Here is a 25,664-nt window from a genome sequence, read left to right on the forward strand (position 1 = left end):
GGCTGTCCGGCGCTCCGCTCAGGCGGTGCGGCGAAGGTCGTCGGACGTAGGCCCGGGTTCCAAAGCCCCGGCGGTGACCAGCCGGTTGCGGCCGCTCTTTTTGCCGATGTACATCAGTCGGTCGGCGAGCGTTATCAGCGCCTCCGAATCGGACGCTTCCGCCGGGTAGATGGCGACGCCAACGGTGCAACCAACATGGATGGCTCCATTCGGCGTCGGCACCTTGATCCGCAGCTTTTCCAGGATACGTTCGGCGACGCCCACGGCCTTCTGTCGGGCCCGGCTAGCCTCTCCTGAAAACAGGAATGCGAACTCGTCTCCACCGAGCCGCGCCACGAAATCAGCGCTGCGCAGGATGGTGCGAAGCTGACCCGCCACCTCATGCAGCAGCGCGTCGCCGGCCTCGTGGCCGAGCGTGTCGTTGACCTTCTTGAACCTATCGAGGTCGATGAACAGCAGGCCGGCCGCCTGGCCGGTGCTGTCGCAGCGGTCGATCACCGACCTCAGCTCGTTGTGGAAGGCGCGCCGGTTGGGCAGGTCGGTCAACGCGTCGTGGTTGGCCGAATGGTCGCTCTGCTGCTTGGCCAGCTCGATCTCGCGCTTTTGCGCTGACAGCTCCTCATTGGCAGCCTTCAGCTCCAAAAGCAGTTCGGCGTTGAGATCCTCGACGACCTTGCGGTCGCTGATGTCGACGACGAAGCCTTCGAGGAATTCCAGTTCGCCGGCTTCATCCCAGACGCCGCCACCGATCTCGCGGACCCAGAGCGGCTCGCCGACCTGCGGTACGATGCGGTAGTCGACATTCCAGTTACACCGCGCCTCGATCGCGGTGTCGACGGCGGCATAGACGGCGGCGAGATCGTCCGGGTGGATGGCTGAGACATAGTCGCGCACCGCGTTGTGGATGAAATCGCTCGGCCGGTAGCCGCTGACGGTGAAGATGCCGTCGCTGATGTAGAGCATGGTGTAGGACGCATCGTTGCGGCAACGGTAGAGATAACCGTCCATGCGGCCGGTGATGCTGAGCAGCGCGTCTAGCCGCTCGTCGTGGTAGACCCCCTGGCCAACCGCGGATGCAGAAACCCCGTCATGCTTCATGGCCGCACCCCCGTTAGCGGTCTGAGCGCGCCATAAATGCCGTTACGGCAGGTCGGCGAGAGGGGTTCTATATCAGGTGAATGTTATCAATCTCTTATGGGGTGGCGCGAATAGGCCATCGGTGCAAGCGTTCGGCGACACGAGCCGCTGCAACGCCAGCGACTCCGCCCAAGCAGGAAAAAGACAGTCCGCGGCGCGGACCGCCCCTCAAGCACCCGCCGTATACGCCGCGATCGCAGCCATGTTGACGATGTCGGAATCCTTGGCGTTGAGCGAGACTATCTGGACCGGCTTGTTGAGGCCGACCAGCAGCGGGCCGATGACGGTGGAGCCGCCGAGTTCCTGCAGCATCTTGGTCGAGATCGAGGCCGAGTGGAACGCCGGCATGATCAGCACATTGGCCGGGCCGGTCAGGCGAATGAATGGATACTGGGCCATGGCGCGGGCATTGAGCGCCACGTCGGCGGCCATCTCGCCATCATATTCGAAATCGACGCGGCGCTTGTCGAGGATGCGTACCGCTTCCTGGACGCGTTCCGAGCGCTCGCCCTGCGGGTGGCCGAAAGTCGAATAGGCCAGCATGGCGAGCCTCGGCTCGTAGCCCATGCGGCGGGCAAATCCCGCCGCCTCTTCGGCGATGTCGGCGATCTGCTCGGCATTGGGCATGTCGTGCACGGCGGTATCGGCGACGAGGACTGTTTTGCCCCGCGCGAGCACGATGGAGACGCCGATGACGCGGTGTCCGGGCTTGGCGTCGATGACGCGGCGGATATCGTCGAGCGCCGTGGAATAGTTGCGGGTGACGCCGGTGACGATGCCGTCGGCATCGCCCAGCGCCACCATGCAGGCGGCGAAATGGTTGCGGTCGTTGTTGATCAGCCGCTGGCAGTCGCGGAACAGGAAGCCCTTGCGCTGCATGCGCTCGTAGAGATAATCGGTATAGATGCCGTTGCGGCGCGACAGCCTGGCATTGATGATCTCGATGCCTTGCTTGTTGAGGTCGATGCCGGCGTGCCTGGCGTTTTCCTTGATGACATCGTCGCGGCCGAGCAGGATCGCGGTGCCGAGCTTCTGGTTCACATAGGAGACGGCGGCGCGCATCACCTGTTCTTCCTCGCCCTCGGCAAAGACGATGCGCTTGGGCTGGCGGCGGACGCGATCGTAGATGCGCTGCAAGGTCGAGGCGATCGGGTCGCGGCGGGCCGACAGCTCCTGCGCGTAGCGGTCGAGGTCGAGGATAGGCTTGCGGGCGACGCCCGACTCCATCGCCGCCTTGGCCACCGCGAGCGGGATGGCCGAGATCAGGCGCGGATCGAACGGCACCGGAATGATGTAGTTCGGGCCGAATTTCGGCCGGTTGCCCTGATAGGCGGCGGCGACATCATCGGGCACGTCCTTGCGCGCCAGGTCGGCCAGCGCTCTCGCTGCGGCGATCTTCATGTCGTCATTGATGGTGGTGGCCCTGACATCCAGCGCACCGCGGAAGATGTAGGGGAAGCCCAGCACATTGTTGACCTGGTTGGGGTAGTCGGAACGCCCGGTGGCCATGATGGCATCGGTGCGGATTTCGGCCACTTCCTCCGGCGTGATCTCCGGGTCGGGATTGGCCATGGCGAAGATGATCGGGTTCTTGGCCATCGACTGCACCATCTTGGTGGTCAATGCGCCCTTGGCCGACAGGCCGAGGAAGACGTCGGCGCCGTCCAGCGCCTCGGCCAGGCTGCGCGTGTCGGTCTTGACCGCATGCGTCGACTTCCACTGGTTCATGCCTTCGGTGCGGCCCTGGTAGACGACGCCCTTGGTGTCGCACAGGATGATGTTCTCGGGGGCAAAGCCCATCGCCTTCATCAGTTCGATGCAGGCAATGCCGGCGGCGCCGGCGCCGTTGCAGACCATTTTCGTGGTCTTCATGTCGCGGCCGGTGATCTCCAGCGCGTTGATCAGCCCGGCGGCCGAGATGATGGCGGTGCCGTGCTGGTCGTCATGGAAGACCGGGATGTCCATCAGTTCGCGCAGCCGCTGCTCGATGATGAAGCATTCCGGCGCCTTGATGTCTTCCAGGTTGATGCCGCCGAAGGACGGGCCGAGAAAGCGCACGCAGTTGATGAATTCGTCGGCATCCTCGGTGTCGACCTCGAGGTCGATGGAATCGACATCGGCGAAGCGCTTGAACAGCACCGCCTTGCCTTCCATCACCGGCTTGGAGGCCAACGCGCCGAGATTGCCGAGGCCGAGAATGGCGGTGCCGTTGGAGATGACGGCGACCATGTTGCCGCGCGTCGTGTAGTCGAAAGCGCGGCTGGGGTCTTCGGCTATGGCCAGCACAGGAACCGCCACACCCGGCGAATAGGCGAGGCTCAGATCGCGCTGCGTCGCCATCGGCTTGGTGGCGACGATCTCCAGCTTGCCGGGGCGGCCCATGGCGTGGAATTCCAGCGCCTCCTCGGCACTGACGGAGGGGCCGCTGTTTTCGGTTTTCTTGGCCATGATGCTTTTGATTTCCTCGCCGGTGTCGCCCCCTTGAGACGGGTGCGTGTTTTTGAAACTTCTGGATCAAGGCTACACGCCACCGCTGTAAATCGCCAAGCGATCTTCACGCCCGCAGCGAAATCTCCCGAGGGTCGGATGACGTCACGTCGGCTCTGGCTCGCTGACGAAAGCAGCGATTTCGCGCACCGTTCCCCGTCGCATCATGCCGTCTGTGCCGGGGAAAGGCCACGTCTCGATGGGTGGCGCACGACTTCCCTTGCGCCGCAGCAATGCAGTCAGGAACGCCATGAGTTCGATGCGCTGGGCGTGAACCTTCTCCAGCGTGCGGCGGCGGATGTGCTGACGCGGTATGGCACGATCTCGCAGCGTCTCGACCGCGCGGCGAATGGCAGCCGGTTCCGGATCGGCGACGATGCAATAATCCGGATCGAAATAGACGTCGCGACCGCCAAGGCTCGGCGTACTGACGATCGGCAGGCCGGCCATCAGATATTCCATCGAGGAGTACATCGCTCCTTCCAGGGCCGACAGGCACAGCCCGACGGCGGCCTGGTTGTAGACGCGGTTGACCTGTTGCGCCGTCAGCTTGCCCGGCCAGCCGTCGACGAGCGGATTGGCGATCTGGTGGAGCGGCGAACGCGCCTGCAGTCGCCGAACAAAGGCGCGGGCGGCAACCGGCGGCAATTCGCCGATCGAATAGGTGATGTGGGCCAGCCGCTCTATGTCGAAGGCCAGGTGATGGCGTTTGATCGGCGAGATGCGGCCATTGTAGACCGCGTCGAATTCGACCGGCACGTCCGGCAGCGGACGGAATATATCCTCCGACACCATCAGATTGTGATTGGAGAAGATGGCATTGCCGCCCGCAGCTGCGATGAGACGGCGCTCTTCCTCGGTGTTGCACAGGAAGATGATTTCGTGCAGCGGAAACCGGCCGGCATACCAGGCGAGATCGCGGCCCATCCGGGCGATGACAGCCGGCCGCTCCATGGTCCAGGTCTGCATCGTCAGGAAGGTGACGCGCCGTCCCGCCAGGCGCCGGCCAAGGGCCGCCAGCGGATAGAGCGGACGTGCTCCGCCAATGGGAACATAGAGCACCAGCGGGTCGCGGCTGAGCACATGCAGCGACATCTCGATCCCACCATCGAGATCGGACAGCGGTCCGTGTTTCGGCAGGAGGAAGGGAACGCGTTTGCGCACCGACCCGCGCAGCTTGCTTTTGGTCCGATGCACGCGCCGCGCCGCCAAAAGCAACAGGCGCGTACCGGTCGATCCAGCTGGACCGACCAGTTCCTCGAACCCTTCCTGCTTGTCCTGATCCATGCCGCCTATCCCGCCATGGCGATCATAGGGTCTGGTTGTCGCCCGATGCAACCAACGGCTTCACCCGGCATAGAGGGAGCACAAGCCGCCGTCGAGGCCGGTCGTCCCCTGCTTTTCGAGCCGCCTGCATTAAACCCCGCACCCACATCTGCTAGCGTGCGGGCATGAACATGCACACTTCAGCAGAAACCGACGCCCCAGAGGTGACACCGTCTGCGCCCGTCGGCAGCGTCACGCCGATGATGGAGCAGTTTATCGAGATCAAGGCGGCGAACCCGGATTCTCTGCTGTTCTACCGCATGGGCGATTTTTACGAGCTGTTCTTCGACGACGCCGAAAAGGCGAGCAAGGCGCTGGGCATCGTCCTGACCAAGCGCGGCAAGCACCAGGGTAACGACATTCCGATGTGCGGCGTGCCGGTGCATGCGGCCGACGACTATCTGCAAAAGCTGATCGGCCAAGGTTTTCGCGTTGCCGTCTGCGAGCAGATCGAGGACCCGGCGGAAGCCAGGAAGCGCGGCGGCAAATCGGTCGTACGCCGTGACGTGGTGCGCCTGGTGACGCCCGGCACCATCACCGAGGACAAATTGCTGGCGCCGTCGGAATCGAGCTTCCTGATGGCGCTAGGGCGGGTGAAGGGCGGCAACAGCGGTGACGCCTTCGCCCTGGCCTGGATCGAGATCTCGACCGGCGTCTTCCGCGTCGCCGAAACCACGACCGACCGCCTGCTGGCCGATGTCTTCCGCGTCGACCCGCGCGAGCTGATCGTCGCCGAGCCGGTGTTTTACGATCCCGAGTTGAAGCCGGTGTTCGACGTCATTGGCCGCGTTGCCAGCCCGCAGCCGCCGTCGCTTTTCGATTCGGCTTCGGCAGCGGGGCGGATCGCGCGTTTCTTCGAAGTGGCGACGCCGGACAGTTTCGGCGCCTTCTCGCGCGCCGAATTGTCGGCGATCTCGGGCGCCATCGCCTATGTCGAAAAGACGCAGAAGGCCGAGCGGCCGCCTTTGTCGCGTCCCGAACGCGAGGAGCAGGGCTCGACGCTGTTCATCGATCCTGCGACACGCGGCAATCTGGAACTGTTGCGCACGCTGTCGGGCAGCCGCGACGGCTCGCTGTTCAAGGCTATAGACCGCACGGTCACCGGCGGCGGCGCCAGGCTGCTCGCCGACCGGCTGATGGCGCCGCTGACTGACCCGGCGGCGATCGGCGCCAGGCTCGATTCTGTGTCGTTCTTCCGTGCGGAGACGCAGCTTTGCCAGGCGGTGCGGTCAGGCCTGAAGAGCGTCGCCGACATGCCGCGGGCGCTGTCGCGGCTGGCGCTCAACCGCGGCGGCCCGCGCGATCTCGGCGCGCTGCGTGCCGGCTTCGAAGCGGCGGCCACCATTGCCGAACTGTTCGGAACGGCCGTCCTGCCCGCGGAGCTGACAGCGGCACTTGCCGCGATAAAGGCGCTGCCGCGTGCGCTGGCCAAGCATCTGGCCCAGGCTCTTGGCGAGGAACTGCCGCTGCTCAGGCGCGACGGCGGCTTCGTGCGCGGCGGCTACCATGCCGAGCTCGACGAAATGCGGGCGCTGCGCGACGAATCGCGCAAGGTGATCGCCGGACTGGAGCGCTCGCTGATCGAGGAGACCGGCATCCGCTCGCTGAAAATCCGGCACAACAATGTGCTGGGCTATTACATCGAGGTGACGGCCAACCACCATTCAATCATGACCGGAAGCGACGGCGCCAAGGCGCGCTTCATCCACCGCCAGACCATGGCCAACGCCATGCGTTTCACCACGACCGAACTTGCCGAACTCGAGACCAAAATCGCCAATGCCGCCGACCGGGCGCTGAGCATCGAGCTTGCCGCTTTCGACACGCTGACGACAGAGGCGGTCGCCGAGGCGCAAAAAATTCGCACCGGCGCCGATGCGCTTGCCGTACTTGACGTGTCGGCGGCGCTCGCGCTGTTGTCGGAGAGTGAAGCCTGGTGTCGGCCGCTGGTCGATTCCAGCCTCGCCTTCGATATCTCGGGCGGACGCCATCCGGTGGTGGAACAGGCGCTGCGGCGCTCGGGCGAAGGGCCGTTCGTCGCCAATGATTGCGATCTGTCGCCGCAAGACGGGGCCAAGGCCGGCGCGATCTGGCTGCTCACCGGTCCGAATATGGGCGGTAAGTCGACCTTCCTGCGGCAAAACGCACTGATCGCCATCCTCGCCCAAACCGGTTCCTTCGTGCCGGCGACGTCGGCCCATATCGGCGTTGTCGACCGGCTGTTCTCGCGGGTCGGCGCCTCGGACGATCTGGCGCGCGGCCGTTCGACCTTCATGGTCGAGATGGTAGAGACGGCGGCGATCCTCAACCAGGCCGGCGAACGGGCGCTGGTGATCCTGGACGAGATCGGTCGCGGCACCGCCACGTTCGATGGCCTGTCGATCGCCTGGGCGGCAGTCGAGTATCTGCACGAGAAGAACCGCTGCCGGGCGATCTTCGCCACTCATTTCCACGAAATGACGGCACTCTCCGGCAAGCTGCCGCGACTGCACAATGTCACGATGCGGGTCAAGGAGTGGGAAGGCGACGTCGTCTTCCTGCACGAGGTCGGCAAGGGTGCCGCCGATCGCTCCTATGGCGTTCAGGTCGCTCGCCTTGCCGGTCTGCCGGAAGCGGTGGTCGGCCGCGCCAAAGAGGTGCTGCATCAGCTCGAGGAAGGCGATGTCTCCGGCAAGGCCAACCGACTGGTCGACGATCTGCCGCTGTTTTCGGTGGCAATGAAGCGGGAAGCGGCAAAGCCTGCGGAGAGCGACGCATTGGGCGCAGCGCTGGGTGAGATCAATCCAGACGAGATGACGCCGCGCGAGGCGCTGGAAGCGCTCTACCGGCTGAAGGGGCTGGCGGGGAAAACCTAGCCCGATTTCGGCCTTGACCAATTGTACCGATTGGTACAATGCTCGCCATCGCCTTTGCCGATGGGAGAATGACATGAGCCGTCCGCCGCTGCCGCCCTTCACCGCCGAGACCGCCGCGCAGAAGGCTCGGCTTGCCGAAGACGCCTGGAACAGCCGCGATCCCGAACGGGTTTCGCTCGCCTATACGCAGGACAGCACCTGGCGCAACCGCGCCGAGTTCGTCTCGGGCAGAAATGAGATCGTCTCCTTCCTCACGCGCAAATGGGCTCGCGAGCTCGACTACCGCCTGATCAAGGAGGTCTGGACCTGGAACGACAACCGCATCGCGGTGCGCTTTGCCTATGAATGGCGCGACGACAGTGGCCACTGGTTCCGCTCCTACGGCAATGAGAATTGGGAATTCGACGCGGCCGGGCTGATGCGTAGGCGCGTCGCCAGCATCAACGACCTGCCGATCGCCGAGGGTGAGCGCAAATATCACTGGCCGCTCGGCCGCCGACCGGACGACCATCCCGGCCTGTCCGAACTCGGATTTTAGAATATGATCCCTAGAGCTGTGTCGCGGTTTTCGGCAAAGATCATGCTCAAGCGGAAAAACTAGCGCATGCGCAGGATCGCGCCCGATCGCGCCGATTTGCTCTCCATCATCGGCGAGGTTTTCCGCGAACACGGCTATGAAGGGGCGAGCCTGGCGCGGATCGGTGCGGCGACCGGCCTAGGCAAAGGCAGCCTTTACCACTTCTTCCCCGGCGGCAAGGAAGAGATGGCGGCGGCTGTCATTGCCCATATAGATGGCTGGTTCGAGGAGAATGTCTTCGTGCCGTTGCAGGACAGGGCCTACCCTCGCACGGGTATCGATCGGATGTTCGAAGCGACCGACAGCTATTTCCGCTCGGGACGCCGGGTGTGCCTGATCGGCGCCTTCGCGCTGGACGAATCCCGCGACCTCTTCGCCATTGCGATCAAAAGCTATTTCGGCCGCTGGGTGGCGCATCTTGCCGAAGCGCTGACCCGAAGCGGGCACAGCGCTGCCAGGGCGGACGAACTCGCCGAAGAAACGGTCGGCGCCATCCAGGGCGCGCTCACGCTGGCGCGCGCCTTCGACGACACCGCAGTGTTTTCGCGCGCGTTGCGACGGGCGCGGGCGGCGCTCGGCTAGAGTGCTACAAGGGCTCGAAGCGGAAAGCCGTCTCGGTTCGAAAAACCCGGCCGACGCCGGGCGAATCAAGATGCGCGCCGGCGACGTAGCAGTCGTTGTTGGCCGCAAGCGCCAGCATTTGCAACCGGCTTGCCCTCGCCTGCTGCTGGTCTGCGTCGAATTCCCACGTGATCTCGGGTCGAGCGAATTGAAGCGACGGCACATGTACGATGTCGCCCCAGATCAACAGTGTTTCGCCTGCGCTCACAACGCGAAAGCAAGTGTGGCCGGCTTCATGGCCAGCGGAGCCGATCGTATCGATGTCAGCGCTGACGCGCTGTCCAGCATCGAGAGGCTGGGCGCGATCGTGGAAGCATTCCAGCCTCGCCACGTCGCGAAACATGCCGAGCTCAGCGCGCGGGACAAGCAGGCGAGAGAGCTGCGGGAAGCCGTCGCCACCATCGGCAAGGATGAGCCCGTGTATATGGTCGAGATGGGTGTGGGTGAAAGCAACAGTCCGAATCCGGTCGGTGGCGATCTTCGCCTCGCGCAGCGCCTCGGGCAGGTGCCCCATTGTCGGGTGCCAGGCGTTCGAAGCCCCTGTGTCGATCAGCGTGATGTCGTCGCCGTCATCGATGGCGAAGGCGTTGACCGACAGCCTGAGCGCACCGTCGACGAGCGGTACATGCGAGGGCAGGTTGTCACCGAATGTCCGGTCTCCGGGCTGGCGCAGCCGCCTGATTGGCATGTCGACGTAACCGTCGCGCAGCGACGTGACCGTCATGGCTCCGACTCTATACGCCGTATGATGATACCCGGTCGAAACCCGTTCCAATCTAGATCATCTCCAGCCCGCGCTTGCGCGTCGGCGGTGGAAAGGCGCGGTCGAGTTCGGCGAGGTCTTCGGCCGTCAGCTCGATGTCGAGCGCGGCAACATTCTGGCGGACATGCTCCTGGCTGCTCGCCTTCGGGATGGCGATGACACCGGGCTGCGCCATCACCCAGGCAAGCGCGATCTGTGCTGCCGTGGCGTTGTGGCGGGCGGCGATGGTTTCCAGCCTGGAATTGCGCGCCAGCGCGCCCTGCTCGACCGGCGAATAGGCCATCAGCGGGATGCCGCGCTGCCGGCTCCACGGTGCGAGATCGAATTCGGGGCCGCGCCGCGACAGATTGTAGAGCACCTGGTTGGTCTGGACATGATTGCCAGACGACAGGCCGGTCAGCTCCTCCATTTCGTCGGTGTCGAAATTGCTGACACCCCAGTGGCGTATCTTGCCGGCCTCCTTCAGCGCCTCGAAAGCCTCGACGGTTTCAGATAGAGGCACACTGCCCGGCCAGTGCAGGAGATAGAGATCGATGCGGTCGGTGCGCAGGCGCTTCAAGCTGTTTTCGCAGGCCCGCGCCACGCCGGCGCGCGAGGCATTGGACGGCAATACCTTGGAGACAAGAAAGAGTTCGTCGCGGCGCCCGGCAATGGCTTCCGCTACCACCTCCTCGGCGCCGCCGCTGGCATACATTTCAGCGGTGTCGATCAACGTGATGCCGAGGTCCAGCCCGAGCTTCAGGGCATTGACCTCGCCGGCGCGGCGGCGGGAATCCTCGCCCATCTTCCATGTGCCCTGTCCCAGCACCTGGACGGCCTCGCCCGAAGGCAGTGTGGTGGCTCTTATCGTCGATGGCATGTGGGCTCCTGGCGCCGTGTAATCGATGCGAATGGCATCACAAGCACGGAGAGAAATCCAGAATGAATCTCTCCGGCATGGCCGTTGCTGCCTTACTTCGCCGGATGGGCGGCGAGCCAGGCCTGCATCTTGGCGATCTCGGCTTCCTGCGCGGCGATGACATCTTCGGCCAGCTTGCGGATTTCGGGATCCTTGCCATTGGCGAGTTCCACCTTGGCCATGTCGATCGCGCCCCGATGATGCGGGATCATGCCGCGCACGAAATCGACATCGGCATTGCCGGAATATTCGATCATCATGTCGGTGTGCATCTTGTCCATCGCCGCCTTGTAGCCGTCGGTCGAAGGACCTTGCGCGCCCATCGCGCCCATGTCGTGTTTCATCTCTTCGGATTGCGCCGGGACGCTTTCGAGGAAAACGGCAAGCAGCATTCCCGCCGCCATCATCAAAAGCACGATTTTCTTAGCCAAGGTCATCCATGATCTCCTGTTGATTGAAATTCGTATCTGGGGGCTTTGCTCAGAGTTTCAACGTCCGCAGCCGCAATGCGTTGGCGATGACCGAAACCGAAGACAGGCTCATGGCCGCCGCCGCCAGCATCGGCGACAAAAGCGTGCCGGTGAGCGGATAGAGCACGCCGGCGGCAACCGGCACGCCAAGCACATTGTACAGGAAGGCGAAAAACAGATTCTGGCGGATGTTGCGGATCGTCCCCTGGGCGAGCGTTCGCGCCCTGACGATGCCGTTGAGATCGCCCTTGACCAGCGTAATGCCGGCGCTCTCGACAGCGACATCGGCGCCGGTGCCCATGGCGATGCCGACATCGGCGCTGGCCAGGGCCGGCGCGTCGTTGACGCCGTCGCCGGCCATGGCGATGCCGGCACCTTTCGCACGCAACTCCTCGACAAGGGCTGCTTTTTGTTCCGGCAGAAGGCCGGCGCGCACCTCGTCGATGCCAAGGCTTTTGGCGATGGCGCGCGCCGTGCGTTCATTGTCGCCGGTCGCCATGATGATCCGCAAGCCTCTGTCGTGCAGCGCCCTGATCGCCTCGGCTGTCGTTGCCTTGACCGGATCGGCGACCGCGACAATGCCGGCCAGTCTTTTGTCCACCGCAACGAACATCGCCGTCTTGCCTTCTGCCTGCAGCGCCTCGGCCCTGGCCGACAGGGAAGCGGTGTCGATGCCGACATCGGCCATCATGGCGGCGTTGCCGAGCGAAACCTTCCTGCCAGACACCGTGCCGGATACGCCCTTGCCGGTGATGGCGTCGAAGCCGCCGGCCTCAACGAGCGTCAGGCCGCGTTCGCCGGCGCCGCCGACAATGGCCTCGGCCAGCGGATGCTCCGAGCCTTTTTCCAGCCCGGCGGCGAGCGCCAGCAACTCATTCTCGGACAGGCCTTCGGCAGCGATGACATCGGTCAAGCGAGGCTTGCCTTCGGTCAAGGTGCCGGTCTTGTCGACGATCAACGTGTCGACCGAAGCGAAGCGCTCAAGCGCGGCCGCGTCCTTGATCAGCACGCCCGCGTGCGCCCCGCGCCCGGTGGCGGTCATGATCGACATCGGCGTCGCCAGGCCGAGCGCGCAGGGGCAGGCGATGATCAGCACCGAGACCGCCGAGACGATGGCAAAGATCAAGCTGGGTTCGGGACCGAGGATCGCCCAGGCGGCAAAGGCCGCGAGCGCGACCAGCACGACGGCCGGCACGAAGTAGAAGGAGACGCGATCGGCTAAACCTTGAATCGGCGCGCGCGAACGCTGCGCCTTTGCGACCAGCTCGACGATGCGCGAAAGCGTCGTTTCGGAGCCGACCTTTTCGGCGCGCATGATCAGCGAACCGTTCTTGTTGAGCGTGCCGCCGGTCAAGGCATCGCCTTTCGTTTTTTCGACCGGCAGCGGCTCGCCCGAGATCATCGATTCGTCGATGGAGGAACGGCCTTCCGTTACAGTGCCGTCGACCGGCACGGCGTCGCCCGGACGGAGGCGTAGGTGGTCGCCGGCCTTGACCGCAACGAGCGGCACGTCGGTGTCGGAGCCGTCCTCCCCGATCAGCCGTGCCGTCTTCGGCGCCAGGTCGAGCAGCGCACGGATGGCCGAGCCGGTCTTTTCGCGCGCCCGCAATTCGAGCACCTGACCGAGGAATACCAGCGCGACGATGACGGCGGCTGCCTCGAAATAGACCGGCACTGTGCCGCCATGACCGCGGAACTGGTGTGGAAAAATGTCCGGGAACAGAGTGGCCGCCACGCTGTAGAGATAGGCAGCGCCGACACCGAGCGAAATCAGCGTCCACATATTGGGGCTGCGGTTGACCAGCGACTCCCAGCCTCGGTGGAAGAACGGGAAGGCCGCCCACAGCACGACGGGGCTGGCCAGCGCCAATTCCAGCCAGACCATCGTTCGCCCGTCGACAAACGCCTGGAACGTCAGGCCGAGCATCGGCGCCATGGCAACGATCAGCAGCGGCAGGGACAGCACCGCGCTGACCCAGAACCGTCTGGTGAAGTCTACCAGTTCGGGGTTCGGGCCCTCATCGCCAGTGGGAACGCCCATCGGCTCAAGCGCCATGCCGCAGATCGGGCAGGAGCCGGGCTTGTCTCTTATCACTTCGGGATGCATCGGGCAGGTGTATTGCGTGCCTTTCCGCACTGGCGACGGCGTCGGCCTGTCACCGAGATAGTTTTGCGGCTCGGCCTCGAACTTCGCCCGGCAGCCGGCCGAGCAGAAATAGAAACCCTGGCCTTCGTGGCGGAAAAAATGCCTGGCGGTAGCGCGGTCGACACTCATGCCACAGACGGGGTCGGTGGCGGTCAGGTATTTTTCGGGCCCGGCGACGAATTTCGTACGGCAACCCTCGCTGCAGAAGTGAAAGAGACGGCCGCCATGCTCGGCCGTCGGCTTACCGGCTGCCGGATCGACGCTCATGCCGCAGACCGGATCGCGCACCACTGCTTCGGCGGCCGGCTCAGCAGCCTTTGCCGTACAGCAGTTGCCATCGGCCGCGTGCGCGTGGTGGTGATGCTCGGAATGCGCCATCGAAAAGTGCCTTATATCTGTCTGGGTGAGGAGGTAGTGCTTCCAGTAACTGGAAGGTCAAGGGGCGATTTCCACTTTTCGATCGTGGCCGTCATCGCGCACATCGAGGGAAAATCGCTTACGCAACTTTGTTCCCATGCTATGGACGCGCGTCCCACTGCATCGATCCCACCCAAATGAAATGCCTGATTATCAATCTCGATCGGTCCCGCGATCGCCTCGCCCATGTAACGGCGGAGTTCGCGCGCATCGGCATCGCCTTCGAGCGGGTCGCCGCCATCGATGCGCGAGATCGGCCGGATCTGGCCGAAATGCCGCAGGGCAAGAAGCATTTGCGCCTGGCCGACGCCGAGATTGCCTGCCTGCTCAGCCACCAACAGTGTTGGTCGACGATCGCTGCAGGTGAGGATGCTTACGCGGCGATTTTCGAGGACGATGTCGTTTTCCCGGACAAAGCCGGCGCTTTGCTTGCCGATGCGGGCTGGATTCCCGCCGATGCGGACATCGTCAAGTTGGAAACGTTCTTCAACCGGACCGTAATTTCACGCAAGCAAGTTGCCTGCGGCCACGGTTTTTCTGCGAGCAGACTGCACGGGCTCCATATCGGTACGGCGGGATACATCCTGTCCAGACAGGCCGCGCGGGACCTTCTTGCGGCAACGAATGAGATCAGCATTCCCGTCGATCACCTCATCTTCAATCCGCGTTTTGCTACCTCGTCCGACAAGGTCATTTACCAACTCGTCCCAGCATTGTGCCTGCAGGCACAATTCCTCGGCGACAGTCCGGTGAGATTGCCAAGCCTGCTCAAGCAGGAGCGAACAGAGGAATGGGTGGCAAGCGGGATAGGTAAACGGCGCCCCAGGCCAATCACCGCCAAGGTAAGGATCGAGACCAGGCGGTTGACGCGGCAGATCGCCGATCTCTTCCGGCTCCGGCGCGAGATGATCATCCCTTTCTGGTATCGCGGCCGACGCGTCCGTCCGCCCCATACACAGCGCCGTGAAAACGCGCTATAGACGCCGCGCAAAGGCGAGGCCCACCGGCAATCCATGGCAAAAATCTCCCTCAAGCTCGACGCGCTGATCGACAGCGAGGCTTTGCGCCGCGACATGACGGCGCTGATCTCGGCCGCCAGCGGCATCGAGCCCGGCGCGCGCGTCGGTGCGCTCCGGCTGCTGAAGGATCGGCTGACCGAGGGCCGCAAGGTTGCCGAGCGCATGCTGATGGACGATGGCAGCGGCACGGCCTGCGCCGCCCGGCTGTCGCATCTGATGGACGAGATCATCCGCGCCCTCTACGAGTTCGCCGCGACCCACGTCTACCGGGTGAAAAGCCCCTCGACCGCAGAGCGCATGGCGGTCGTTGCCGTCGGCGGCTATGGCCGCGGCACGCTGGCGCCGGGCTCCGACATCGACCTGTTGTTCCTGCTGCCCTACAAGCAGACGCCGTGGGGCGAACAGATCGTCGAATATATGCTCTATATGTTGTGGGACCTCGGGTTGAAGGTTGGCCACGCCACCCGCAACATCGACGAGTGTCTCAGGCTGTCGCGCAGCGATATCACCATCCGCACCACGATCCTGGAAGCGCGGTTCCTGTGGGGCGAACAGAAGCTCTTCGACGAATTGCTCACCCGCTTCGACCATGAAGTGGTGCGCACCACCGGACCGGAATATGTGCAGGCCAAGCTCGCCGAACGCGACGATCGCCATGCCAAGGCCGGCGAAAGCCGCTATCTGGTCGAGCCCAACGTCAAGGACGGCAAGGGCGGCCTGCGCGATTTGCAGACGCTGTTCTGGATCGCCAAGTATTTTTATCGCGTGCGCACCGGCGAGGAATTGGTCGAGAAAGGTGTCTTCACCGAGGCCGAGTACCGCGAATTCCAGAAGGCCGAAGACTTCCTGTGGGCGGTGCGCTGCCACATGCATTTCCTCACCGGCAAGCCAGAGGAACGGCTGCATTTCGATATCCAGCGCGAGATCGCCGAACGGCTGGGCTACACCACCCATCCCGGTCTGTCGGCGGTCGAGCGCTTCATGAAGCATTACTTCCTCGTCGCCAAGGATGTCGGCGACCTCACCCGCATCTTCTGCGCCGCGCTCGAGGAAGAGCAGGCCAAGCATGTGCCCGGCTTCAACCGCATCTTCCTCACCTTCCAGCGCCGCAAGCGCAAGCTGGCAGGCACGTCGGACTTCATTGTCGACAATCACCGCATCAACGTCGCCGACGACAGCGTGTTCGAGCGCGACCCGGTCAATCTGCTCAGGCTGTTCTGGTTCGCCGACAAGCACGGGCTGGAGTTCCATCCCGATGCGCTGAAGCTGCTCACCCGCTCGCTCGGTCTGGTCAACAAGTCGCTGCGGCGCGACGAGGAGGCCAACCGGCTGTTCCTCGACATCCTGACCTCGGACCGCAATGCCGAGCTTAATTTGCGGCGCATGAACGAGGCCGGCCTGCTCGGCAGGCTGATCCCCGATTTCGGCAGAATAGTCGCCATGATGCAGTTCTCCATGTACCACCACTATACGGTGGACGAGCACCTGATCCGCTGCATCGGCGTCTTGGCCGAGATCGAGCGCGGCGACGGCGAAAAGGTGCATCCGCTCTCGCACACGCTGATGCCGGGGCTAGAGAAGAGCCGCGAGGCACTCTATGTCGCGGTGCTGCTGCACGACATCGCCAAGGGCCGGCCGGAGGATCACTCAGAGGCCGGCGCCCGGATCGCACGCCGCATCTGCCCGCATATGGGGCTGTCGGCCGCCGACACCGAGACCGTCGCCTGGCTGGTCGAGAACCATCTGGTGATGTCGATGACGGCGCAGACGCGCGACCTCAACGACCGTAAGACGATCGAGGATTTCGCCTCGATCGTGCAATCGGTCGAGCGGCTGAAAATGCTGTTGATCCTGACCGTCTGCGACATCAGGGGTGTCGGGCCGGGCGTGTGGAACGGCTGGAAGGGCCAGCTCCTGCGCACGCTCTACTACGAGACCGAACTGCTTTTGACCGGCGGCTTCTCGGAAGTGTCGCGCGCCAAGCGGACGGCGGCGGCGCGCGAGCGGCTGGCCGAGGCGCTGGCCGATTGGCCGGACAAGGCCCGCAAGCGCTATGTCGGCCTGCATTACGAGAACTATCTGCTGACGGTCGACCTCCCCGATCAGCTGCGCCATGCCGAATTCATTCGCGAAGCCGACGCGGCAGGCAAGAAGCTCGCCACCGTGGTCAGGACCCACCAATTCGAGGCGGTGACCGAGATCACCGTGTTGGCGCAGGATCATCCGCGCCTGCTTTCGGTCATTGCCGGCGCCTGCGCGGGAGCCGGCGGCAACATCGTCGACGCGCAGATCTTCACCACGTCCGACGGTCGCGCGCTGGACATCATCCTGATCTCACGGGAATTCGACCGCGACGAGGATGAGCGCCGTCGCGCCGAGCGCGTCGGCCGGCTGATCGAGGACGTGCTGTCGGGCAAGAGCTGGTTGCCGGAGATGATCGAGAAGCGCACCCGGCCGCGGCGCGGCGCCAAGGTGTTCAAGATTCCGCCGCGCGCCGAAATCCGCAACACGCTGTCGAACCGGTTTTCGGTGATCGAGGTCGAGGGACTGGACCGGCCTGGGCTGTTGTCGGAAATCACCAGTGCGTTGTCCGATCTCTCGCTCGACATCGCCTCGGCCCACATCACCACCTTCGGCGAGAAGGTGATCGACACTTTCTATGTCACCGACCTGACGGGGCAGAAGATCGACAATCCGGCGCGCACCGCCGCCATCCACACAAGGCTGATCGCGGCACTTGAAGGCGTTGTCCCGGAGCGCGGCGGCAAGGCCAAGGCGGCGGCCGAGTGACCATCACTTTGTCCCAATCACCCCCTTTGTCCCAATCATCCCCTTTGTCCCAATCATCCAGGCAATCTCCCCGCGCATGAGCCTCGTCAAGAAATTCGCCACGGTTGCGTCCGGCACGCTGATGAGCCGCGCCCTTGGCTTTGGCCGCGAAATGCTGATGGCGGCCGCACTCGGCACCGGGCCGGTGGCGGACGCCTTCAACGCCGCCTTTCAGTTTCCCAACACGTTTCGCCGGCTGTTTGCCGAAGGCGCCTTCAACGCCGCTTTCGTGCCGCTGTTTGCCAAGGAGATCGAGACTCACGGCACCGACGGCGCCAAGCGCTTTTCGGAGGAAGTGTTCGGCGTCCTGTTCACCGCACTTCTGGCGCTGACCATCGTCATGGAATTGGCGATGCCGCTGATCGTGCGCTATCTCGTGGCGCCGGGCTTTGCCGACACGCCGGGCAAATTCGAGACGACCGTCCTGCTGGCGACGATCATGTTCCCGTATCTCATCTGCATGTCGCTCGCAGCCATGATGGCCGGCATGCTGAATTCGCTGCGCCGCTATTTCGCGGCTGCCGTGGCGCCCGCATTCCTCAACATCATCCTGATTAGCGTGCTCGGCTACGCCTGGTACCACGGCATGGATGCCCGTGAGGTTGGTTTCAGCCTGTCCTGGGGCGTGCTGGCGGCGGGGCTGGTACAGCTCGCCATTGTCTGGGTGGCTGTGCGCAATGCCGGCATCGCCATCGGTTTTCGCCGGCCGAAGATGACGCCCAACGTCAAGCGCCTGCTGATCCTGGCGCTGCCGGCGGCGATCACCGGCGGCATCACCCAGATCAACCAGCTGATCGGCACGGCGATCGCGTCGGCGCAGGACAGCGCCGTGTCGTCGCTTGCTTACGCCGACCGCATCTACCAGCTGCCGCTCGGCGTCGTCGGCGTCGCGGTGGCCATCGTGCTGTTGCCGGAGCTGTCGCGGGCGCTGAAATCGGGCAATCTGGTCGAGGCGGCCAATCTGCAGAACCGCTCGGTCGAGTTCACCCTGTTCATGACCTTGCCGGCGGCGGCGGCCCTTTGGGTAATGGCGGAGCCGATCGTGCGGCTGGTCTATGAGCGCGGCGCCTTCGCCGCCAACGGCTCGACGCCGACCGTGGCCGCGATCCTGGCGATTTTCGGCCTCGGCCTGCCGGCCTTCGTGCTGATCAAGGCCTTCACTCCCGGCTATTTCGCCCGCGAGGACACGCGCACGCCGATGATGTTCGCCGCCATCTCGGTCGGCGTGAACGTGATCACCGCGCTGACGCTGTTCCCCAAAATGGGCGCGCCCGGCATTGCGGTGGCCTCGGCCGTCGCCGGCTGGGTCAACGCGGTGATGCTGCTTGCGGTGCTGATCCGACGTGGCCATTGGGGCCGCGACGTGCCGCTGTTGAAGCGCATTCCGCGTCTTGTGCTGTCGGCGGCGGTGATGGCGGTGGCGCTCTATTTCGCCGAGCATTGGCTGGCCGTCAGGCTCGGCCCCGGCTCGCCACTGGTGATCAAGGCCGTGACGCTTCTCTCATTGGTGGCCGGCGGGGCGCTGCTCTACTTCGTCACGGCTTTCGCCACCGGCGGCGCCGATTTCGGAATGATCCGGCGCAATGTGAAACGCGGCTCGGGCAAGGCAGCGGCGCCAGCGCCAAACGCCGATCTGGACGAATAGTCCGGGCGAGCTAACAGCAACACCGGTCTTGATCCTCTCCGCCCCTTCGTCCATAAGCGCGCCGTCGCAAGACTTTCGCCGCGCGTGGTTTCCAGCCGCGTGATTGGCTCCGAAAAGTCTGCAACTTTTCGGAATCACGCTTATACGGCCCTCCACAAGCCATGAGGACATCATGACCGCCTTCAAACAGCTCGTCTTTTCCGGGGTACAGCCGACCGGCAATCTGCATCTCGGCAACTATCTCGGCGCCATCAAGAAATTCGTCGCCCTGCAGGACACGTCAGACTGCATCTATTGCGTCGTCGACCTGCATTCGCTGACGGCACAGCTCGTCCATGACGACCTCGCCGACCAGACCCGCTCGATCACCGCGGCCTTCCTTGCCTCCGGCATCGACCCGAAGAAGCACATCGTCTTCAACCAGTCGCGGGTGATGCAGCATGCCGAGCTTGCCTGGATCTTCAACTGCGTGGCGCGCATCGGCTGGATGAACAAGATGACGCAGTTCAAGGACAAGGCCGGCAAGGACCGCGAAAATGCCTCGCTGGGCCTGCTAGCCTATCCCTCACTGATGGCGGCCGACATCCTGCTCTACCGCGCCACCCATGTGCCGGTGGGCGAGGATCAAAAGCAACATCTGGAGCTGACCCGCGACATCGCGCAAAAGTTCAACAATGACTTTTCGAGCCGCATCGCCAGCCTTGGCGTCGGCGTCGAGATGCAGGTCGGCGAGGAGACGGTAAACGGGTTCTTCCCGATAACCGAACCGGTGATCGGCGGGCCGGCGGCGCGCATCATGAGCCTGCGCGACGGTTCGAAGAAAATGTCGAAGTCGGACCCGTCCGACCTGTCGCGTATCAATTTGACCGACGATGCCGACACCATCTCGAAGAAGATCCGCAAGGCCAAGACCGACCCGGAAGCGTTGCCAAGCGAAGTCGACGGCCTGGAAAGCCGCCCGGAAGCGGAAAACCTGGTCGGCATCTATGCCGGGCTGGCCGAGATGTCGAAGGCGGACGTGCTGAAGGAGTTCGGCGGCCAGCAGTTTTCCGTGTTCAAGCCGGCGCTTGCCGACCTTGCCGTGGAAAAACTGGCGCCGATCGCCGGCGAGATGCGCCGCATCGAAGGCGACCGCGCCCATGTCGACGCGGTGCTGAGAGACGGCGGCGAACGCGCCGGCGCGCTGGCTGAGACCACGATGAAGACGGTACGCGACATTATAGGCCTGTTGCAGGGCTGATCCTACCGTCAGTGCACCGCACCATTCTGGCCCAAGGCCGGCGGCTTGCCGCCGGTCTGTCGCGGTGGCAGATTGCGGCCGAAAACATCGAGTAGATAGACATGGTCTCCAAACGCCTCAGTCGCGAAGCCGGCCATCGCAGGAAATTCCTGACGATCATCGACGACACGCCGGAGTGCGAGCGCGCCGTCGCGTACGCCTCCAAGCGGGCGCAGAGCACCAGCGGCACGCTGGTGCTGCTCTACATCATCACACCGGACGACTTTCAGCACTGGCTGGGCGTCGAGAAGATCATGCGCGAGGAAGCCAACGCCACGGCGCGCGCGGCACTCGACGGCTACGCCAACAAGGTGCGCCAGAAGCTCGGCATCGAGCCCGAGATGGTGGTGCGCGAAGGCAAGCCGACCGAGGAGATCCACAAGCTGATCGAGGAAGACCAGGACATCGCCATCCTGGTGCTGGCGGCAGGTGCCGGCAAGGAAGGACCCGGGCCGCTGGTCGGGGCTGTTGCTGGCAAGGGCGCCGCCTTCCCTATTCCCGTCACAGTGGTGCCGCAGAACCTTTCCGACGAGGAGATCGACAGCCTCGCATAGAGAGTGATGCCGGAAAGTGTGAAGCGGTTCGGATAACATCACGATCCTGGATTTATAGCCCGCGCGGGATTCATCCCCAGCCAGTAAAAACATTCCGCCAGCCAGCCATTTTGAGCGATGCGTTTCGCTTGAATGTCCAGCAGATTGAGCCTATTTAGAACTATTCCAAACTAGCTGCCCGACTGGGGCACGGAGACGGCCATGTTCATCCAGACCGAATCGACGCCGAACCCGGCAACGCTGAAGTTCCTGCCCGGCAAGGAAGTGCTTGTCGAAGGCACCGCCGATTTCCGCGACGCCGACAGTGCAGCCAGCGCCTCGCCGCTGGCCGGCCGCCTGTTCGAGATCCCCGGCGTGACCGGCGTCTTCTTCGGCTATGACTTCATCACCGTGACCAAGGACGGCCCGGACTGGCAGCACCTGAAGCCGGCCATCCTCGGCGCCATCATGGAGCATTTCATGTCGGGCGCGCCCGTCATGGTCAACGCCGGCCCCGCCGCCGAGACCAGCCAGACCGGCGAATTCTACGACAAGGCCGATGAGCAACTGGTCATCACCATCAAGGAATTGCTCGACACCAGGGTGCGCCCGGCGGTTGCCCAGGATGGCGGCGACATCACCTTCCGCGGCTTCGAGAACGGCACCGTGTTCCTGCACATGAAGGGCGCCTGCGCCGGCTGCCCGTCCTCGACGGCGACGCTGAAGCACGGCATCCAGAACCTGCTCCGCCACTTCGTGCCGGAAGTACAGCAGGTCGAGCAGGTCTCCTAAGACCCCTTCACGCATTCGAGCGAGCAACAAAAAACCGGGCCAGATTGCCCGGTTTTCTGTTTTGGACGTCCGTTGTTGCCTAGACGGTCCGCGTACGAAGGGTAACGCCTACTTTGACCATGATCTTCCCGAAAACCGGTTCCACTTTTCGCTTTCGTGGACCTCGGTTCCGGATCATGGTCCTACATCACGATGACCTTGGCGCCGACCGACGTGCGGTCGTAGAGGTCGATGATGTCCTGGTTCATCAGCCGGATGCAGCCTGACGACATCGCCTTGCCGATCGAATTCCATTCCGGACTGCCGTGCAGGCGGTAGCCCATATCACCGCCCTTGTTGAACAGATACATGGCGCGCGCGCCGAGCGGGTTCTTCAGGCCCGGCTCCATGCCGCTCGCGAACTTCGCTAGCTCCGGCTGGCGCTGGATCATCTGCCGCGGCGGCGTCCAGGTAGGCCATTCGCGCTTCAGCGCGATATGGGCGGTGCCGTGCCATTCAAAGCCTTCGCGGCCGACGCCGATCCCGTAGCGGATCGCCCGGCCGTCGCCTTCGACGAAGTAGAGAAACTTGTTCTGGGTATCGACGACAATGGTGCCCGGCTTTTCCGAGGTGTCGTAGTTTACCTCTTGCCGGTGGTACTTCAGCGGCACCCTCTCGATCGGGATGCGCGGCAGTTGGTAGCCTGCATCGTTCACCGAACCGTAGTTGTTGGTGAACAGCTGCGAGCCGATCGTGCTGCAACCCGAGATCGCGGCCGACAACGCAAGTGCGGCGACGATTGCAAATGACTTCATGCGCATGAAATGGTCCGATGCCCCGCCAAGATGTCGCGACACGTTACGGCCGCTTTTCCTGAAATCATTCATGCTGGCATTTGCTTTGCTTGCCAAGCGCGCGATGCCTATATGCAGGAGCTTACGTGCCGGTAAGCCGTCAACTATGGCATTTCGGCAACAGGACTCACGGGATTGTGAAGGAAAAACAATGGTCGGTCCTGTCGGATAGCCTAGAATCAGGGAACCACATCGAGGAATCACAATGAATGTAGGCGACGCCGCGGCGCGGTCCGGCCTGCCGGCCAAGACCATCCGCTACTATGAAGAGATCGGCCTGATCGCCCCGGCGCGCGCCGGCAATGGCTATCGCGATTATTCCAGCGACGACATTCATCGGCTGGCCTTCCTGCGCCGCGCTCGCAACCTCGGCTTTTCAATCGACGATTGCCGCCAGTTGATGGCGCTCTACCGCGATCGCAGCCGCGCCAGCCACGATGTGCGCGAGATTGCCGCCGCCCATGTGAGCGCCATCGAGGAAAAGGTGCGCGAGCTGCAATCGATGCGCACGACCTTGCAGACGCTGATCCAGGCCTGCCATGGTGACGACCGGCCGGATTGCCCGATTTTGGATGACATTGCGGGGGCTGCGCAGGCCGCAGACAGGCGGGCCACGGTTTGAAGCACGGGCGCCGGGATAGACTGGGCGCCGGACGCGCAAGAAAAACCTCCAAAGGTCTATATCTCATTTGGCTAAAATTACGGAACGTCCAATGGACAAGAACGGAACCAAAGCGGTTACATCAGACCTTTGCGCTCACGACGCAAGACTTTAGTCCGGCCGATTTATAGCTAAGAACGGAAGTCGATCGGCACGACATAGGGCCGCTGCGGATCAATACCAGACTGCACCCAGACGAATATGGTGCGATCGCGGAAGACGCTCGGATCTGCCGCCGCCCTTGGGTTGTCAACGATAGAATCGCCTTCCAACATGAGATTGTCTGGTTGGCGAACTTCAAACCCGAGAGACCGCTAAGGGCGTCCAATGAGCGAGAATGTCGGCCTCATTATTTATCCGGTACCCAGCCTAGTCGCGACCCTGCTTAACCGGGAGCGAACAAAGGGCAGTCCTTTGACAGAGGAAGAAGTGATCCAAATCCGCGACACCTGCCCGGCGATCGCGATGCCTCCCGACGTTGCTCGACAGGTGGATGAGTCACGAGGCTATCTCGATATTGATCCAGAAAATTGCTGGGAAGAATGGCAACGAGTTCGGAAGGAACTGGCCGAAAGTTAAGGCATTATGGAGCATAACTCACCAAATATGATGATGTTTGCCACCGTTGGCGGCGGATTCATTGTGCTGGATCCGCGCCGTCACTGATTAACGTTGAAGGCGCTCTGCTGATTATCTCGCCTTCAAGCGCCTGATAAAACGGGAATTTGATATCAATGTATGGCGTCGGAACTCCATTCTTGCCCGCATATTGGACCAGTCTTCCCGTGCCACGGCTCTTCCGCGCTGAACGCCCGAAAAGGTCACTATATCGGCGCGGCGTCACTCCGAAGAAATGTTCAAATATGACAGAGGGGTAGTCTCGATATTTGCCACGATCGCCGCCCTCCACCAGAAGCGCATCAGCATGTAGATCAAAAGCTAGGCTCTTTGGGTACGGCTCCAAAAACACAACCCGCTCTATCCCGCTTGCTATGATGTGCTTTGCGCACATATGGCATGGGAAAGTAGTGCAATGGAGTGTGCCGCCTTTAACGGCAACACCAAGCCGAGCAGCGTCAGAAATTGCAGACATTTCAGCGTGGACGATACGACCGTATTCGAGTGCATCCATGAACTGACTGTCTTCAATTTTGGGATCAGAAAGCAGAGCATCGATGTCTGCGTCGGGCTGGATTACGCGGATTATCTCACTCAGAATTTCACGTTTCCTTTGGTCATTTGAGTCCACTCCACGCACGTACTCACGGTCATCGAATGCCTCGTCGCACCAATATGTTCCCCCTGTGGCCTTGGGAACTTCGTTGGACCCGAGCGACACGACCTCACCTGTTTTGGAAAATATTGCGGCTCCAACTTGCCTGGAGAGGTCCAAAGTTCGAAGTGCAGCCGCCTTGGCTAAAAACATGCCGTATTCCATATGTGTCGGTGAGATAATGTTTGAGCCAAAGATAAGCTCACACATTCTCTCCACCTGGTCCTTGACCGTCTGCGGCGAATCCAAATTGATAATCAGGTCGGCGTCATGAAATATCTTGGCTACCCTCTGTCCATGCGCTTGCCCGACCTCGTTTTCATCATCTTGTATTATTTTTTCGGCGAGGTCACGGTAGCGATAAGGTCCAGATTCGTTCTTACTGTGAGCAAAATCCCTTGAAAGAAAATCTACCCGTGATCCCCTGCGAGAATATATAGACACTTGAAAGAATAATCGTCCATATGCAGATCGGAGGAGGTCAATTTCCTCTTTTCGTTTAAATTGATGCAGAAGGTATACAGTTCGAGAGAACTTATCGTCTTTTTGAATGCGAATGCGCTGGCGAACTATCCTAGCTATTGCTGAAACCGCCAGAACGTCATCGGTAAATTCTGCCCTAAGTTGATTTCCGTACGCAATGTATGAGCGGAAGCGTTTGAACCTATCTCTTCGTTCTAGTTCGATGCCGGGAGTTATGTAATTCTGCATTATATCAAATATATCGGTGACTTTGATTTCAACAACACGATAGTTTCGCTGCTCGAAATAGGTCCTAAACTCCTTTACAGCGGGTATATGGTCAGCGCCAATTGGCGCGACAAATCCGAAGAACATTTCCGGGAATTCGATTCGTGAAATAGCAGTGGATGTACTCATTTTGTTCTCCCCTCCCACGCTTTTTTATGGTATGGTATAGATCAACGCTAGATTGATGGTGATTCGTTATGAAGCGACCGACGCGACATTCACGGCACGATCTCGCAATCTCTAGCCAGGCGCTTTTGATTCGCCATCAGGCTCATCTTGATGGTTGGCGCAACGAAAGATCACTTTCGCGCGCCGAGGAATATCATATCTCTGATGACGAGACTGCGCCTGCC

General features: G+C 62.5%; 20 protein-coding genes. 11 read left to right on the forward strand and 9 right to left on the reverse strand.

Features of this window, described 5'->3' with window-relative positions; translation table 11 throughout:
- Positions 1–18: 18 nt before the first annotated feature.
- The 3 genes from X757_RS155220 to X757_RS155210 all read right to left on the reverse strand — a co-directional run bounded on the left by X757_RS155220 (position 19) and on the right by X757_RS155210 (position 4,911).
- Complete coding sequence (locus X757_RS155220) at positions 19–1,098, reverse strand: diguanylate cyclase (RefSeq protein ID WP_023725831.1); 1,080 nt, start codon at positions 1,096–1,098, stop codon at positions 19–21.
- Between the two features lie 207 nt (positions 1,099–1,305).
- A complete protein-coding gene (locus tag X757_RS155215; protein ID WP_023725832.1) occupies positions 1,306–3,585 on the reverse strand; it encodes an NADP-dependent malic enzyme in 2,280 nt (759 codons plus the stop codon).
- Between the two features lie 144 nt (positions 3,586–3,729).
- Positions 3,730–4,911: a glycosyltransferase gene (locus X757_RS155210; RefSeq protein ID WP_023725833.1), complete on the reverse strand. Its 1,182-nt coding sequence runs from the start codon at positions 4,909–4,911 to the stop codon at positions 3,730–3,732.
- A 164-nt stretch (positions 4,912–5,075) separates the two neighbouring features.
- Between X757_RS155210 and mutS the strand changes: the two genes are divergently transcribed.
- From mutS to X757_RS155195, 3 genes are all read left to right on the forward strand, one after another.
- Positions 5,076–7,805, forward strand: coding sequence for a DNA mismatch repair protein MutS (gene mutS, locus X757_RS155205; protein ID WP_023725834.1), 2,730 nt, complete (start codon positions 5,076–5,078; stop codon positions 7,803–7,805).
- Positions 7,806–7,878: 73 nt separating this feature from the next.
- Positions 7,879–8,343, forward strand: a complete 465-nt coding sequence (locus X757_RS155200; protein ID WP_023685130.1) for a nuclear transport factor 2 family protein — start codon at positions 7,879–7,881, stop codon at positions 8,341–8,343.
- A 66-nt stretch (positions 8,344–8,409) separates the two neighbouring features.
- Positions 8,410–8,964, forward strand: coding sequence for a TetR/AcrR family transcriptional regulator (locus tag X757_RS155195; RefSeq protein WP_023685131.1), 555 nt, complete (start codon positions 8,410–8,412; stop codon positions 8,962–8,964).
- Positions 8,965–8,968: 4 nt separating this feature from the next.
- Here the strand turns inward: X757_RS155195 and X757_RS155190 are convergent, their stop codons facing one another.
- From X757_RS155190 to X757_RS155175, 4 genes are all read right to left on the reverse strand, one after another.
- Complete coding sequence (locus tag X757_RS155190; protein ID WP_023685132.1) at positions 8,969–9,727, reverse strand: MBL fold metallo-hydrolase; 759 nt, start codon at positions 9,725–9,727, stop codon at positions 8,969–8,971.
- Positions 9,728–9,779: 52 nt separating this feature from the next.
- Complete coding sequence (locus X757_RS155185) at positions 9,780–10,625, reverse strand: aldo/keto reductase (protein WP_023685133.1); 846 nt, start codon at positions 10,623–10,625, stop codon at positions 9,780–9,782.
- A 92-nt stretch (positions 10,626–10,717) separates the two neighbouring features.
- Entirely contained in the window at positions 10,718–11,101 is a 384-nt protein-coding gene (locus X757_RS155180) for a DUF305 domain-containing protein (RefSeq protein WP_023685134.1), read from the reverse strand.
- A 43-nt stretch (positions 11,102–11,144) separates the two neighbouring features.
- A complete protein-coding gene (locus X757_RS155175; protein ID WP_023725835.1) occupies positions 11,145–13,658 on the reverse strand; it encodes a heavy metal translocating P-type ATPase in 2,514 nt (837 codons plus the stop codon).
- Positions 13,659–13,834: 176 nt separating this feature from the next.
- On the opposite strand from X757_RS155175, the gene X757_RS155170 reads away from it, so the two are divergent.
- The 6 genes from X757_RS155170 to X757_RS155145 all read left to right on the forward strand — a co-directional run bounded on the left by X757_RS155170 (position 13,835) and on the right by X757_RS155145 (position 21,794).
- Positions 13,835–14,677: a glycosyltransferase family 25 protein gene (locus X757_RS155170; protein ID WP_023690024.1), complete on the forward strand. Its 843-nt coding sequence runs from the start codon at positions 13,835–13,837 to the stop codon at positions 14,675–14,677.
- 33 nt (positions 14,678–14,710) lie between these two features.
- Complete coding sequence (locus tag X757_RS155165; RefSeq protein WP_023725836.1) at positions 14,711–17,506, forward strand: [protein-PII] uridylyltransferase; 2,796 nt, start codon at positions 14,711–14,713, stop codon at positions 17,504–17,506.
- A gap of 76 nt (positions 17,507–17,582) precedes the next feature.
- Positions 17,583–19,190, forward strand: a complete 1,608-nt coding sequence (murJ, locus tag X757_RS155160; protein WP_023685138.1) for a murein biosynthesis integral membrane protein MurJ — start codon at positions 17,583–17,585, stop codon at positions 19,188–19,190.
- A gap of 172 nt (positions 19,191–19,362) precedes the next feature.
- Positions 19,363–20,430: a tryptophan--tRNA ligase gene (trpS, locus tag X757_RS155155; RefSeq protein WP_023725837.1), complete on the forward strand. Its 1,068-nt coding sequence runs from the start codon at positions 19,363–19,365 to the stop codon at positions 20,428–20,430.
- 101 nt (positions 20,431–20,531) lie between these two features.
- Complete coding sequence (locus X757_RS155150) at positions 20,532–21,023, forward strand: universal stress protein (protein ID WP_023672856.1); 492 nt, start codon at positions 20,532–20,534, stop codon at positions 21,021–21,023.
- Positions 21,024–21,224: 201 nt separating this feature from the next.
- Complete coding sequence (locus X757_RS155145; protein WP_023685140.1) at positions 21,225–21,794, forward strand: NifU family protein; 570 nt, start codon at positions 21,225–21,227, stop codon at positions 21,792–21,794.
- A 182-nt stretch (positions 21,795–21,976) separates the two neighbouring features.
- Here X757_RS155145 and X757_RS155140 read toward each other — a convergent pair whose 3' ends face one another.
- Positions 21,977–22,594: a L,D-transpeptidase gene (locus X757_RS155140; protein ID WP_023692663.1), complete on the reverse strand. Its 618-nt coding sequence runs from the start codon at positions 22,592–22,594 to the stop codon at positions 21,977–21,979.
- Positions 22,595–22,832: 238 nt separating this feature from the next.
- On the opposite strand from X757_RS155140, the gene cueR reads away from it, so the two are divergent.
- Positions 22,833–23,249 (forward strand): Cu(I)-responsive transcriptional regulator, encoded by a 417-nt coding sequence (gene cueR / locus X757_RS155135; RefSeq protein WP_023672853.1) that lies wholly within the window; start codon positions 22,833–22,835, stop codon positions 23,247–23,249.
- 366 nt (positions 23,250–23,615) lie between these two features.
- On the forward strand, positions 23,616–23,867 hold the full coding sequence (locus tag X757_RS155130; protein WP_023725838.1) for a hypothetical protein: 252 nt from the start codon (positions 23,616–23,618) through the stop codon (positions 23,865–23,867).
- A 58-nt stretch (positions 23,868–23,925) separates the two neighbouring features.
- Here X757_RS155130 and X757_RS155125 read toward each other — a convergent pair whose 3' ends face one another.
- A complete protein-coding gene (locus tag X757_RS155125; RefSeq protein ID WP_023725839.1) occupies positions 23,926–25,440 on the reverse strand; it encodes an anti-phage dCTP deaminase in 1,515 nt (504 codons plus the stop codon).
- Between the last annotated feature and the right edge of the window lie 224 nt (positions 25,441–25,664).

The organism is Mesorhizobium sp. LSHC412B00, from assembly GCF_000503035.1.
Classification (GTDB): domain Bacteria; phylum Pseudomonadota; class Alphaproteobacteria; order Rhizobiales; family Rhizobiaceae; genus Mesorhizobium.

Coding starts and splice junctions, on each gene's coding strand:
- X757_RS155125 (WP_023725839.1), bottom strand. CDS start 25,440: ATGAGTACATCCACTGCTATTTCACGAATCGAATTCCCGGAAATGTTC.
- X757_RS155145 (WP_023685140.1), top strand. CDS start 21,225: ATGTTCATCCAGACCGAATCGACGCCGAACCCGGCAACGCTGAAGTTC.
- cueR (WP_023672853.1), top strand. CDS start 22,833: ATGAATGTAGGCGACGCCGCGGCGCGGTCCGGCCTGCCGGCCAAGACC.
- murJ (WP_023685138.1), top strand. CDS start 17,583: ATGAGCCTCGTCAAGAAATTCGCCACGGTTGCGTCCGGCACGCTGATG.
- mutS (WP_023725834.1), top strand. CDS start 5,076: ATGAACATGCACACTTCAGCAGAAACCGACGCCCCAGAGGTGACACCG.
- trpS (WP_023725837.1), top strand. CDS start 19,363: ATGACCGCCTTCAAACAGCTCGTCTTTTCCGGGGTACAGCCGACCGGC.
- X757_RS155180 (WP_023685134.1), bottom strand. CDS start 11,101: ATGACCTTGGCTAAGAAAATCGTGCTTTTGATGATGGCGGCGGGAATG.
- X757_RS155190 (WP_023685132.1), bottom strand. CDS start 9,727: ATGACGGTCACGTCGCTGCGCGACGGTTACGTCGACATGCCAATCAGG.
- X757_RS155150 (WP_023672856.1), top strand. CDS start 20,532: ATGGTCTCCAAACGCCTCAGTCGCGAAGCCGGCCATCGCAGGAAATTC.
- X757_RS155195 (WP_023685131.1), top strand. CDS start 8,410: ATGCGCAGGATCGCGCCCGATCGCGCCGATTTGCTCTCCATCATCGGC.
- X757_RS155130 (WP_023725838.1), top strand. CDS start 23,616: ATGAGCGAGAATGTCGGCCTCATTATTTATCCGGTACCCAGCCTAGTC.
- X757_RS155140 (WP_023692663.1), bottom strand. CDS start 22,594: ATGCGCATGAAGTCATTTGCAATCGTCGCCGCACTTGCGTTGTCGGCC.
- X757_RS155220 (WP_023725831.1), bottom strand. CDS start 1,098: ATGAAGCATGACGGGGTTTCTGCATCCGCGGTTGGCCAGGGGGTCTAC.
- X757_RS155170 (WP_023690024.1), top strand. CDS start 13,835: ATGAAATGCCTGATTATCAATCTCGATCGGTCCCGCGATCGCCTCGCC.
- X757_RS155185 (WP_023685133.1), bottom strand. CDS start 10,625: ATGCCATCGACGATAAGAGCCACCACACTGCCTTCGGGCGAGGCCGTC.
- X757_RS155165 (WP_023725836.1), top strand. CDS start 14,711: ATGGCAAAAATCTCCCTCAAGCTCGACGCGCTGATCGACAGCGAGGCT.
- X757_RS155175 (WP_023725835.1), bottom strand. CDS start 13,658: ATGGCGCATTCCGAGCATCACCACCACGCGCACGCGGCCGATGGCAAC.
- X757_RS155215 (WP_023725832.1), bottom strand. CDS start 3,585: ATGGCCAAGAAAACCGAAAACAGCGGCCCCTCCGTCAGTGCCGAGGAG.
- X757_RS155210 (WP_023725833.1), bottom strand. CDS start 4,911: ATGGATCAGGACAAGCAGGAAGGGTTCGAGGAACTGGTCGGTCCAGCT.
- X757_RS155200 (WP_023685130.1), top strand. CDS start 7,879: ATGAGCCGTCCGCCGCTGCCGCCCTTCACCGCCGAGACCGCCGCGCAG.